Origin of the sequence: Bosea sp. 685, from assembly GCF_031884435.1 — a bacterium.
Taxonomy (GTDB): domain Bacteria; phylum Pseudomonadota; class Alphaproteobacteria; order Rhizobiales; family Beijerinckiaceae; genus Allobosea.
In genome coordinates, this window is the sequence record NZ_CP134779.1 from 1222919 (window position 1) to 1235095 (window position 12177).

Here is a 12177-nt window from a genome sequence, read left to right on the forward strand (position 1 = left end):
ATCGCGTCCGCGCCGTCAGCAGCGCGCAGGAGCTTGGGCTGGAAGCGCAGGCGCAGGCGCGGCTGGAGGAGAAGCAGCGCGAGCGCGTGGAGGGACAGGCTGAAGCGTTCCGGCGCGAGATCGGCGCCATCCTGCAGTCGGTTGCCCAATCGGTCGTCCACATGAATGGCGCGGCCGAGCAACTCGTCGCGATCTCCCACAGGTCGCAGGATAAACTCGCGGACGTGCTGACCAAGGTCGGCGATGCCAAGACGGATATCGTCTCGGTCGAGTCCTGCTCTCACCGCCTGACCGAGACGATCTCCCTGATCCGCAACGAGGCCGACCGGACCACACATCTGGTGCGGATGGCGGCCTCAGATGTCGCAGCCTCGATCTGTATCAAGACCCAGCTGAAGCAGGCGGTTCACGACATCGGTCAGGTTTCGGCTGATCCGCGCGATCGCGTCGCAGACCAATCTGCTGGCTCTCAACGCCACGATCGAAGCGGCCCGCGCCGGCCTGGCGGGGCGCGGCTTCGCCGTGGTCGCGATCGAGGTGAAGGGGCTGGCTGCCCGCACCGAGGCGGCGACGCAGGAGATTTCACAGCGCATCGAGGAGGTTCGAGCCGCCACCGAACGCTCGATCGCCGCCGTGATGAACATCAGCGTCTCCACTGATGCTATTGTCGGTGCGACCGGCGGCATCGTCGTCGCAGTGGACCAGCAGTCGGACGCGATCCGCACCATGGTCGAACTGCTGATGCGCGCCGTGCGCGAAGCCGAGCAGGCAGCCGGCGCGATCGATCTCGTCGTGGCCGACGCCGCGCGCACGATGGACCATGGCCGACAGGTTTCCGAGGCGGCTGCGGGTGTCGATGTCTCGGCGACCCGTCTTGGCGAATCCGTCGCCCGGTTCTCCCGCGACGTCGTCAGGGGCTGATCAGCCGGGTGTCCCGATGCCGTAGAATTCGCGGTACCACGCCACGAAGCGGGCGATGCCGGTCTCGATCGGCGTGTCCGGGCTGAAATTGACCTTCGCCATCAGGGCGGAGACATCGGCGAAGGTCGCTGGCACGTCGCCGGGCTGCATCGGCAGGTGGCGCTTGATCGCGGGCTTGCCGCAGGCCTGCTCGACCGCCGCAATGAAGCGGTCGAGCCGCACCGGCGTATGGTTGCCGATATTGTAGATGCGGTGCGGCGCGGCGGCCGTCGCCGGGTCCGGGCGGGCCTGATCGAAAGCGGGATCGGCCTCAGGCGGTGCGGCGACGAGCCGGACGATCGCCTCGCTGACATCGTCGACATAGGTGAAGTCGCGGCTCATCTCGTTTTCGGCGTAGACGTCGATCGGCTGGCCCTCGAGGATCGCCTTGGTGAACTTGAAATAGGCCATGTCCGGCCGGCCCCAGGGACCGTAGACGGTGAAGAAGCGCAGGCCCGTCGCCGGGATGCCGTAGAGATGGGCGTAGGAATGCGCCATCAGCTCATTGGCGCGCTTGGTTGCGGCGTAGAGCGAGACCGGATGATCGGCACCGTCATGCTCGCTGAACGGCGTCTTGGCGTTGGCGCCGTAGACCGAGCTCGACGATGCATAGATCAGATGGCTGACGGGATTGTGCCGGCAGGCCTCCAGCACCGACAGGAACCCGTCGAGATTGGCGCTGGCATAGGCGCGCGGATTGTCGAGCGAATAGCGCACGCCGGCCTGGGCCGCGAGGTGAATGACGGCGTCGGGCCGGTAAGCCGCGAAAGCCGACAGGAGCCGGTCGTAATCGGCGATATCCAGCGCCTCGAAGGCAAAGCCATTGCGCGGGGTGAGCCGGTCGAGCCGGGCCTGCTTCAGGGCCGGGTCGTAATAGGGCGTGAGGTTGTCGATGCCCAGAACCTGGATACCCTGGGCGAGCAACGCCTCGGCGACGTGGTAGCCGATGAAGCCGGCGGCTCCAGTCAGCAGGATGCGTTGCTGGCGAGTGTTGGTCATCTGGCGACGTGCCGTCCCTTGCCGCGGGGATGGCTGGCAGCGGGAGACTGTTTCGCCGCCGGTTCCCGCATATCGCCGGCAGCGAATGGCGGCCTGCGGGCCGCGACCGTGTTCGATTGCAGCCTCGTCCTCTTCGGATGATTTGCAGCGTGAGGCAAGAGCCCGACGATGCCGCTTCGCGCTGGTTTCGCGGCATTCCTGGCCCCGGCGGCATGTGGCATGCTGGCGATGAGACCGGACAAGTGGGCAATTTCTGCCCCCCGGACCTCGCAACATGGCAAAAGCTGCCGGGTCATTATGACGAATAATTGTTTAATTTGTTGATTCAATTACTTTTTTCTTCGGCTCGGCAATTGCGTGCTGCTTGCCCAGGGGGCCGATACCGATGCGGCCTCCGCCACCGGCATCGATGACCCAAAGGGGCCAGTCAGGAGAGCGTTCCATGAGTAGCGTATCGTCCAGCGCGCAGAACTATTCCCGGTTCGAGACGCGCGTCCAAAGCCGGCTGAACGCCGACATCGCCTCGGGCAAGATTTCCGCCGCGGACGGGACTGCGCTCGGCAGCGCACTTGGCGACATCCAGCAGCAGCTCACTGCCAGCTCGACCCAAAGCACCTCGTCTTCCACCAGCGGGAAGCTGGGCACGACGGTCGGTTCGCTCATCGATGGCGAGGTGTCGTCGGGAAAGCTGACCAGCGCCCAGGCCGACGAACTCAAGAGCCTGCTCGGGGGCGGGCACCGCGTCGGCGGCGGGCATCATGGCCACAAACCTGAGGCGGCCAAGAGCGACAGCAGCGATCAGGATAGCGACGATACCCAGACGGGGCTCGCCGGGGTGCTGAACGCGGCCTCTTCCAGCTCGACGGATTCCAGCTCCGCTTCCGATCCGCTCGCGGAATTCCTCAAGGTCCTGCAGAGCGCCCAGCAGACCTTGTCCAGCTCATCCTACAACGCAGCCGGCGCGAGCGCGACCAAGACCCCCAGCGCAAGCCTGGGCCTTGTCGACACCACCGCCTGACAGGCGCGGCGGCAAATAGAATGGCTGGGATGGAAACGGGACGGGCCGATGCATGTCGGCCTGGTCCCTCATCACTGTCATCGGAGAACCGCACCCCGTTTGGGGAAAGCGTTGGTAGCGGGAGAGGGACTCGAACCCCCGACACGCGGATTATGATTCCGCTGCTCTAACCAGCTGAGCTACCCCGCCCCGAGACGAAGGCTCGCCGCTGACGGCGTGCCTTTGTGAGGGCGCGTATAGGGGGCGAAGGGTGATGCCGTCAAGCCTCCGGGCGGCATGGGATATAATCATATGACATGCGCATTACGCTCTTTGCGGCGGGTATTGTAGGTTTGCCATGCGTTTCTTGCATTGGTGCAGTCTTGAAGCCTGGATGCGACGGCTTAGCTGATAGCCAGATCGGCGTCAGGGGCCGCTGCGGGAATGGTCGACGATGATCGCCGCCATCGCTCCGCTGCGCAGCCGGTCATTTCGGAGGCCGCCTTTCATGGCAACGCTCATTTCATCCTTCAGTTTTTCGTTTGCGCAATCCCTTTTGACACACGCCAAGTCGCGTATTGCCAGGCCGCGTATCGCGCAGACCGTGGCCGCTATCGCTCTCGGCGTCGCGGCGCTCGGCGCCATGGCGAGCGCTCCGGCGGCTGCCGCCGAGCGACCTGCATGGGAGACCGCCTGCGCCTACAAGCAGCCCTCCGGCACGTTCGGCAACGGCTATACGGTAGTGGCCGACATGTGCGCGCGTCTGCGCTCCTGCCAGGCCATCTCGGATCGGGGCGGCGACCTCGCGCAGGCGGGATGCTTTGACTTCGAGGCCGCGCCGCGCCCGGCTGGCCGGCGTTCCTGAAACACTCTTCCGGCCCGGCAGGCATGGTGCCAGCCGGGCCGGAATCAGATCAGGCCATTACCTGCTTGATGTGACGCGGTCTTGCGCAGGCGGACGACCTTGAAATAGCCCCGGCCGACATGGACGGTCTCGTAGCGTCCGGTGCGCGCCGCCCAGTCGGTCAGGCGGCTGACCTTGAAATCCGTGCTCCAGCCGATCGCCTTGGCGAGGGGCGCGAGCGCCGCCCAGAATGGCGCGAGCAGCCCACCATCGTCGACGAGGCGGCTCGAGATCACGATCTCGCCGCCAGGCTTCAGCACACGGTCCATCTCGGCCAGCGCTTGTTCGGGATCGGGCACCAGCGTGATCACGAATTGCGCGGTCACGGCGTCGAAGCGCTCGGCCTCGAAGCCCAGGCGGCAGGCATCCATCACCATCAGCCCGCGGACATGGTCGAGGCCCTGGCTCGCGACCTTGCGGTTGGCGACCTTGAGCATGTCGAGCGAGAGATCGGCCCCGAGCACGCGCGTGCCTTGCGTGAAATAGGGCAGGGTCAGCCCGGTGCCGACGCCGATCTCCAGAATGTCGGGACCGCAGGCGCAAGCCGCCGCGACGGCCTCGCGCTGCGGGCGGGCCAGCATGCGCAGATAGATCTTGTCGTAGAACTTGGCCCAGGCCGCATAGGCGCGCTTCTGGGCTTCGAGGTGAGTCACCGACATGGAGCGGCTCGCGGCGATTGAGGTTGCAGGAAAGCCGAGGCGGGCGTCGTCGGGCTCAGGGCTGCGCGTGGGCGAACGCAGGCGCGGGCGCCAGCATGGCGAGCGGCGGCCGCAGGATCGTACCGCCGCCGAGTACGCGCGCATCGGGGCCGGCATCAGTGTAGATGACGCAAGCCTGACCGGGCGAAACCCCCTCTTCATCGCTGGCGAGTTCGATCTTGAGGCCGTCCTCGTCGCGCATCAGCCGCGCCTCGCGCGGCGCCCGGGTCGAGCGCACTCGGACGGCGACATCGAGCCCCTCGGCCGGGAGTGCATCCAGAGACCGGTCGCCGAGCCAGTTGACGTCGCGCAGCCTGATCTCGCGCACGCCAAGCGCCTCGCGCGGGCCGACGATGACACGGGCGAGATCGGCATCGAGCCGCAGCACATAGAGCGGCTCGGCCGCGCTGAGGCCCAGCCCCTTGCGCTGTCCAACGGTGTAGCGCAGCACCCCGTCATGGCGCCCGAGCACGCGCCCGTCGAGATGGACGATCTCGCCGGGGCGCGAGGCGCCGGGCTTCAGCTTCTCGATCACATCGGCATAGCGGCCATTGGGAACGAAGCAGATGTCCTGGCTGTCGGGCTTATCGGCGATGCCGAGCCCGAGTTCTGCGGCGAGCGCGCGGGTCTGCGCCTTGTCGATGCTGCCGAGCGGGAAGCGCAGCAGATCGAGCTGCTCCTGCGTCGTCGCATAGAGGAAATAGCTCTGGTCGCGCGCGGCGTCGGCGGCGCGGAACAGGCCGCGATGGCCGGTGCCGAGGTCGCGGCTGACGACATAATGGCCGGTCGCGAGCGCATCGGCGCCCAGCTCCTGGGCCAGGCCCAGCAGGTCGCGGAACTTCACCGTGCGATTGCATTCGACACAAGGGATCGGTGTCTCGCCGGCGAGATAGCTCTCGGCGAAGCGCTCGATCACGGCGTCGCGGAAACGGCTCTCATAATCGAGCACGTAATGAGGGATGCCGATGGCCTCCGCGACGCGGCGAGCGTCGTGGATATCCTGGCCGGCGCAGCAGGCGCCGGCGCGATGCACGGCCGCGCCATGATCGTAAAGCTGCAGCGTCACGCCGATGACGTCATAGCCCTCGCGCTTCAGCAGCGCGGCGACGACGGAGGAGTCGACGCCGCCGGACATCGCCGCGACGACGCGCGTGGCCGCGGGCGGCTTGGCGATGTCGAGGGAGTTGAGGGGCGTGGTCATGCGATGGTCCGGTCCGGGACGGCGGCGGATGCGATCGGCGGTTCTATATCGGCTTTGGCGCGCGCCTGCCAGCGTGCGATCGGCAAATCCTGCCGGGTCGGGGTGCAAGACCGGCGCTTCTTGCCGTCATGGTGATCGCGCGATGCGGTTAAGTCATTGATATAGTGCATGCATTCCATGGCGTGGGACTTGCTCCCCGGAGGGGCGGGCGTTGTGCTGCCCGCGTCCGGAATCGCCGATGTCTGTTCAGTCGCTCACGCTTTCGTCTGCCTTGACCGAACCCGCTCCTGTGCGCCGTCGCGCGGCAGAGCCGGATTCCGGCCGCGCGGCTGAGGCGTTCACGCTGCCAGACGATAGGTCTCGCGAGACGGCCTCACCCGCGCAGGACACCTCCGCGCCGCGCCCGAAACCCGAGCAGGCGCAGGCCGAGGATCGACCTTCGCCGCAAAGGCCCGATGCCAGGACGGATACCACCAGGACGGATGCTGCCAAGACGGACGGCGCCAAGACGGACGGCGCTAAGACGGACGGCGCTAAGACGGATGGCGCCAAGACAGACGCTGCAAAGGCGAATGCGGCCACGCAGCCGCCGATCGCTGCCAAGCCGGGCGAGACCACGCCTAATGCTCAGGGCGCCACGGGCTCGCCCCCGGTTCAGCAGGATATCGGCGCACTTGTCAGCATCGCCGTTGCCACGCAGGCCGAGGCGCCGACGAGCGGTGAATCCGTAAAGAGAAGGACGCCAAGGGCGTCAAGGACAAGGCGAGCGAGACGCCGACGACAGATCCCTCCGCGCTTCTCGCCACGCCAGCCGATGGCGTCGTTGTTCAGGTAGCGCCGATCATCGATCTCTCCGCCGCGATCGTTCCTGGCCTTGTGCCCACGGCGGTGACCCAGGCGCCCGCTGCAGGTGCGGCTCTCGGGGCCGGCATCGCCAAGGCCGGGCTCGTCTCGCCGAAGCCGGCCGTCGCGACCTCCTTGCAGGGGGATGCCGCCGGCAATGCGGGAGCGGACGCCGGCGTCCTCTCTGATGGCGAAGGCGGCAAGGCGCAGCTTGCGAGCGACGGACAGCCGGCCTTGCGCGCGGCTAAAGCTGGCAAAGACGAGCCGACCAGCTCTTCAGCTGCGCCTGCTGCATCGCAGGCCGAATTCAAGCCACTCGAATTGCTGCAGACTCCGCAAAACCTGATCGATCTTTCGGCGCTGGCGCAGTCGCGCGGGGGCAAGGCGGGCGGCACCCTGGACGTGACCACTCCAGAGCAGACTGCCGCCGGACAGGCCACGACGGCTCATGGCCAGGCTGCCGCGGCCACGCAGACGACGCCGCTCCACATGGTTCCCATCGAGATCGGGATGAAGGCGCTGGCGGGCTCCCGGTCATTCGACATCCGGCTTGATCCGGCGGAACTCGGCCGCGTCGATGTCAAGCTCGAGGTGTCCGACAAGGGCGAGGTCAGCGCCAGGCTGGTTGTGGACCGGGTCGAGACGTTGCACATGCTCCAGCGCGACTCGCGCACGCTCGAACGGGCCTTCGAGCAGGCCGGTCTCAAGCCCTCCGATGCAGGCGTCGATATCAGCTTGCGCGACCCTGCCGACCAGTCCGGCTTCCGGCAGAACCGGCAGCAGGACGATGCGCCGCGTCGCACGCCGACCGCCACGGAAACCGGCGAAGACATCGTCGCACCCGCCCAGCCAGTCCAGACCCGCCGCCTCGTCAGGCTCGGCGGCGTCGATCTCAGCATCTGACGGCAAGGAGAAGCACCATGGCCGTTTCCAACACCTCCTCGACGACGACCGCGGGGTTCCAGAACACCTCCTCGACGACGACGAGCAGCAGCACCGTATCCGGTTCGCAGACGGCGATCGCCGGGAATTTCGACCAGTTCCTGTCGCTGCTGACGACGCAGCTCAAGAACCAGAGCCCGCTCGATCCGCTCGACACCAACCAGTTCACCGCCCAGCTCGTGCAGTTCGCCGGGGTCGAGCAGCAGCTCAAGATGAACGACACGCTGAGTGCGCTGCTCACTCTCAACAAGGCGACGACGACGACGGATGCGGTCGGTTTCATCGGTGCGACGATCACCGCCGACGGCGCGACGGCGCCGCTCAAGAACGGATCCGCCTACTGGTCGGTGAACATGGCGAGCGCCGGCACTGCCAATATCACCGTGAAGGATTCCAGCGGCTCGGTGGTCCGGACCCTGACGACGAGCCTCGCCGCGGGCGAGCAGACCGTCCAATGGGATGGCAGCACCTCGACCGGCACGGTCGCGCCCGCTGGCGACTACACCATCACCGTCGACGCCACGGATGTGTCCGGCCAGGCGGTGGTCGCCAAGACCGAAATCATCGGCGTCGTCGACAGCATCGATCTGAGCGGCGACGCGCCGATGCTCAAGATCGGTACGATCAGCGTCCCGATCGACAAGGTCAAGAAGGTGATCAAGGGCTGATGGCGGCTGACGCGCAGATAGGGAAAGCCGTCCGATTCGCTTTAGGTAAATCTTAAAGCCGGACGCCTATGCTCAGCAGAAGTAGGTCTGTTGAGTTGTGTGAGTGTACCATGACCGAGCCTTTGCGACCGCGGGTGAAGTACGTGATCGGACCGGACGGAAGTCCGTTGACGATTGCCGATCTGCCGCCCATGAATACGCGCCGCTGGGTGATCCGGCGTAAGGCCGAGGTGGTCGCGGCCGTCCGCGGCGGCCTTCTCAGCCTCGAGGAAGCGTGCCAGCGCTATACGCTGACCGTCGATGAATTCCTGAGCTGGCAGATGTCTATTGATCAGCACGGCCTCGCCGGTCTGCGGACGACGCGCATCCAGCACTACCGTCAATAGGATCCCTTTTCCGGTCCATTGCCCGGTCCATTACCAAGGCGTCGGTCCGATCGGGCCGGCGCCTTTCGCATTTTCGGTGCCTATCGCCATCAATCCACCATTCGTTAACCCGGCGCTAACCATGCACTGGGAAAAACTTGCCTAGTGCGTCGTGCCTCGTGTGCGGCGATGTCGGTTTTGTGGAACGGATGGCTGCGTGAACGGCATCGTCGGTCAGTTTACGAAATTCGGAGCGGCTCGCCTGGCGGCGATGCTAGCGGTGACGCTCGGCCTCGTGGGCTTCTTCGGCTTCGTCATGCTGAGGATGTCGCAGCCGGCGATGAGCGTGCTGTTCTCCGACCTGTCGAACCAGGATGTCAGTGCGATCCTGAAGGATCTCGATACGCGCGGCATCAAATACGAGCTGCGCGGCGACGGGCAGACCGTGCTCGTCGCCAAGGCCGACGTGCCGCGGCTGCGGCTCGACCTTGCCAGCAAGGGCATCCCGTCCGGCGGCGGCGTCGGCTACGAGATCTTCGACAAGGGCGATGCCTTCTCCTCGACCAGCTTCGTCCAGAACATCAACCATCTGCGCGCGCTGGAGGGCGAGCTCTCGCGCACCATCCGCTCGATCAGCCGCGTCCAGGCGGCGCGTGTGCATCTCGTCATCCCGGAGAAGCGCCTGTTCGAGCGCGATCGCGAAGCGCCGCGCGCCTCGATCGTGCTCAAGCTCGCCGGCGAACTCGACGCGGCGCAGGTGCGTGCCGTGCGCCATCTCGTCTCCTCCGCCGTTGACGGGCTCAAGCCCGAGCGCGTCTCGATCGTCGATGAGCGCGGCAGGCTTCTGGCCGACGGCGCCCAGGGCGAGCAAGGGCTTGTCGGGCTCGGCATCGACGAGCGGCAGATGGGGATCGAAAAGCGGGTCAAGACGCAGGTCGAGGATATCGTCGCCAGCGTCGTCGGGCAGGGGCGGGCGCGGGTCCAGGTCTCGGCTACCCTCGACGCCAACCGCATCGAGAGCCGCTCGGAGACCTATGACCCGGAAAGCAAGGTCATCCGCTCCAGCCAGAACCGCACCGAGAATTCGGCAACGACCGATGGCACGAACGGGGCCGTCACGGTCGGCAACGAACTGCCCGGAGCCCAGGCGGGGCAGGGCGCCCAGCAGAATCAGAAGGACGCCTCTTCGAAGAACGAGGAAGTGGTCAATTACGAAATCTCACGCACGACCCGCACCGAGGTGCTGGAGGGCGGGCGTGTCAAGCGGCTCTCGGTCGCGGTGCTGGTCGATGGAAACTACACCCGCAACGGCACCGAAGTCGCCTACCAGCCGCGCAGCAGCGAGGAGCTGGACCGGATCGGCCAGCTGGTGCGCATGGCGATGGGCTATGACGAGGCGCGCGGCGACAAGGTCGAGGTCGTCAATCTGCGCTTCGCTGAAGCGCCGCAGGCGATCGTCGAGCTGCCCGAACAATCCCTGATGCAGCAACTGCTCTCCTTCACCAAGGAGGATATGATCCGCTTCGCCGAACTCGGCGTCATCTCGCTGCTGACGCTGATCGTGCTGATGGTGGTGGTGCGGCCGCTGCTGAAGCAGGCCCTTGCGCCCGATCCGGGCAGCGCGCGGCCCATTCCGAGCTTCATGCGCGAGGGCTTCGCCCTGGTCCAATCCGATGGCACCGGCGACCCTGCGAGCCCGCGCTCCGTGACGGGGCCGGACGGCGCGCGCGAGATGGATGTCGAGGCGCCGTCCGAGCGCATGCTCGCGGTCGCGCAGATCAAGGGACAGCTCAAGGCTCAGTCCGTCGAGAAGATCGGCGCGTTGGTGGCGCAGAACCCCGCCGATTCGGTCGCGGTGCTGCGCGGCTGGATTCACGAAAAATCAGCGGCATGACGGGTCTTTGAGCCATGGCCGCTGAACGTTCCATCGCCACGCGCAACTCCGGCAGCCGGGATAGTGAAGCCGGCAGCTATAGCGGCGGCGTAACCACGATCGCGGAGATGAACGGGCCGCAGCGCGCCGCGGTGATCCTGCTCGTGCTCGGGGAGGATCATGGCCGCACGATCTGGCAGGAGTTCGATGATGAGGAGATCCGCATCATCACCCGCGCCATGGCCGAACTCGGGACGGTCGACGCCGACGAGGTCGAACGGCTGATGCTGGACTTCGTCGGCCGGCTGTCGAGTGCGGGCGCGGTCACGGGCTCGTTCGACCGGACGATCTCGCTCCTGGAGAAGATCCTGCCGAGCGATCAGGTTGCCCTGATCATGGAGGAGATCCGCGGGCCTGCCGGCCGCAACATGTGGCAGAAGCTCGGCAATATCGATGCGGTCGTGCTCGCGAACTTCCTCAAGAACGAATATCCGCAGACGATCGCGGTCATCCTTTCGAAGATCAGGGCGGAGCACGCCGCCAATGTCCTGCGCAACCTGCCCAACGAACTCTCGATCGACGTCGTCAGCCGCATGCTGCGCATGGAAGCGGTGCAGAAGGAGGCGCTCGACCATATCGAAAATACGCTGCGCACCGAATTCGTCTCGACCTTGACGCAAACCCGCCGGCGCGACCCGCATGAGATGATGGCGGAGATCTTCAACGGCTTCGACCGCCAGACCGAGATTCGCTTCCTCGCGGCGCTCGACGATTCCAACCAGGAATCGGCCGCCCGCATCAGGGCGCTGATGTTCACCTTCGAGGATCTCGGCAAGCTCGATCCGGCCGGGCTGCAGACGCTGATGCGGCAGGTCGACAAGGACACGCTCGCGCGGGCGCTCAAAGGTGCGAGCGAGGATATGCGCAACTTCTTCTTCGGCGCGATGTCGCAGCGTGCCACCAAGAACATGCAGGACGACATGCAGGGCCTTGGCCCCTTGCGCCTCAAGGAGGTCGACGAGGCGCAGGCCAAGATGGTGGCCTTGACCAAGGAGCTCGCCGACAAGGGCGAGATCGTCCTGTCCAAGGGCAATTCCGAAGACGAATTGGTTTATTGACGATGCGCACCGCCACGAAATTCACGTTTGGCACCGATTTCCGCGAGGGCGGCCGGCGGGCGGCCGGCGAGGCCGACCTCGCCGCGGCGAAGTCCGAGGCGTTCCGTGCGGGCGAGGCCCAGGCGCGACACGACGCCGAGGGACAGCTCAACGGCATGGTCGCCCAGCTTGCCCGCACGGCCGAGCGCCTGCTCGCCCAGGAGGACGCCCGCACTGCCGCGATCGAGGCGCAGGCCGCCCATATCGCCATCGCCACGGCCAAGGCGCTGGCGGGCGCGGCGCTTGCCGAGAAGCCGCTGGCCGAGATTGAGCACGCCGTACGCGAATGCCTTTCGCATGCGCGGCTCGCGCCGCACCTTGTCTTGCGGGTGAATGAGGGCGCGGTGGAGGCCGTAGAAGCGTTGATCGCTCGTCTGGCGCGGGAGAGCGGCTTCGCCGGGCGTCTCGTCGTGCTCGGCGAGCCGGAGATCGCGCCCGGCGACGGGCGTATCGAATGGGCCGATGGCGGCTTCGTGATCGACGCGCAGCGTCTGTCGCAACTGGTCGAGCAGGCTGTGACGGGCGTTTTCGGCCATGCCGGTCCGCGCAGCCTTGCCGAGTGAGGACACC

General features: G+C 66.3%; 13 protein-coding genes and 1 tRNA gene. 9 read left to right on the forward strand and 5 right to left on the reverse strand.

Features of this window, described 5'->3' with window-relative positions:
* Positions 1-480: 480 nt before the first annotated feature.
* Positions 481-921, forward strand: coding sequence for a methyl-accepting chemotaxis protein (locus RMR04_RS06875; RefSeq protein ID WP_311915753.1), 441 nt, complete (start codon positions 481-483; stop codon positions 919-921).
* Here the strand turns inward: RMR04_RS06875 and RMR04_RS06880 are convergent, their stop codons facing one another.
* Together RMR04_RS06880 and RMR04_RS06885 are read right to left on the reverse strand one after the other, a co-directional pair.
* A complete protein-coding gene (locus RMR04_RS06880) occupies positions 922-1959 on the reverse strand; it encodes an NAD-dependent epimerase (RefSeq protein ID WP_311913723.1) in 1038 nt (345 codons plus the stop codon).
* 312 nt (positions 1960-2271) lie between these two features.
* On the reverse strand, positions 2272-2403 hold the full coding sequence (locus tag RMR04_RS06885) for a hypothetical protein (RefSeq protein WP_311913724.1): 132 nt from the start codon (positions 2401-2403) through the stop codon (positions 2272-2274).
* Between RMR04_RS06885 and RMR04_RS06890 the strand changes: the two genes are divergently transcribed.
* Positions 2402-2977: a hypothetical protein gene (locus tag RMR04_RS06890; RefSeq protein ID WP_311913726.1), complete on the forward strand. Its 576-nt coding sequence runs from the start codon at positions 2402-2404 to the stop codon at positions 2975-2977. The two genes, RMR04_RS06885 and RMR04_RS06890, sit on opposite strands and share 2 nt — an antisense overlap.
* Before the next feature lie 112 nt (positions 2978-3089).
* On the opposite strand, the gene RMR04_RS06895 is transcribed toward RMR04_RS06890, so the two are convergent.
* Positions 3090-3166 (reverse strand) — tRNA-Met (locus RMR04_RS06895).
* A gap of 244 nt (positions 3167-3410) precedes the next feature.
* Between RMR04_RS06895 and RMR04_RS06900 the strand changes: the two genes are divergently transcribed.
* Complete coding sequence (locus RMR04_RS06900; protein WP_311913727.1) at positions 3411-3821, forward strand: hypothetical protein; 411 nt, start codon at positions 3411-3413, stop codon at positions 3819-3821.
* 44 nt (positions 3822-3865) lie between these two features.
* Here RMR04_RS06900 and RMR04_RS06905 read toward each other — a convergent pair whose 3' ends face one another.
* Positions 3866-4519, reverse strand: a complete 654-nt coding sequence (locus RMR04_RS06905; RefSeq protein ID WP_311913728.1) for a class I SAM-dependent methyltransferase — start codon at positions 4517-4519, stop codon at positions 3866-3868.
* Between the two features lie 55 nt (positions 4520-4574).
* Positions 4575-5759 (reverse strand): tRNA 2-thiouridine(34) synthase MnmA, encoded by a 1185-nt coding sequence (gene mnmA / locus RMR04_RS06910; protein ID WP_311913729.1) that lies wholly within the window; start codon positions 5757-5759, stop codon positions 4575-4577.
* Positions 5760-6647: 888 nt separating this feature from the next.
* On the opposite strand from mnmA, the gene RMR04_RS06915 reads away from it, so the two are divergent.
* The 6 genes from RMR04_RS06915 to RMR04_RS06940 all read left to right on the forward strand — a co-directional run bounded on the left by RMR04_RS06915 (position 6648) and on the right by RMR04_RS06940 (position 12170).
* Complete coding sequence (locus RMR04_RS06915) at positions 6648-7505, forward strand: flagellar hook-length control protein FliK (RefSeq protein WP_311913730.1); 858 nt, start codon at positions 6648-6650, stop codon at positions 7503-7505.
* A gap of 17 nt (positions 7506-7522) precedes the next feature.
* Positions 7523-8212, forward strand: coding sequence for a flagellar hook assembly protein FlgD (locus tag RMR04_RS06920; RefSeq protein ID WP_311913731.1), 690 nt, complete (start codon positions 7523-7525; stop codon positions 8210-8212).
* 110 nt (positions 8213-8322) lie between these two features.
* Positions 8323-8598, forward strand: coding sequence for a CtrA inhibitor SciP (locus RMR04_RS06925; RefSeq protein ID WP_038359348.1), 276 nt, complete (start codon positions 8323-8325; stop codon positions 8596-8598).
* Positions 8599-8794: 196 nt separating this feature from the next.
* The gene (gene fliF, locus RMR04_RS06930; RefSeq protein WP_410492206.1) at positions 8795-10471 is read left to right on the forward strand and encodes a flagellar basal-body MS-ring/collar protein FliF; all 1677 of its coding nucleotides are present in this window, start codon (positions 8795-8797) and stop codon (positions 10469-10471) included.
* A gap of 107 nt (positions 10472-10578) precedes the next feature.
* A complete protein-coding gene (gene fliG, locus RMR04_RS06935) occupies positions 10579-11568 on the forward strand; it encodes a flagellar motor switch protein FliG (RefSeq protein ID WP_311915755.1) in 990 nt (329 codons plus the stop codon).
* Complete coding sequence (locus RMR04_RS06940; RefSeq protein ID WP_410492207.1) at positions 11565-12170, forward strand: FliH/SctL family protein; 606 nt, start codon at positions 11565-11567, stop codon at positions 12168-12170. Before fliG ends, RMR04_RS06940 begins: the two co-directional genes overlap by 4 nt.
* Positions 12171-12177 lie beyond the last annotated feature (7 nt).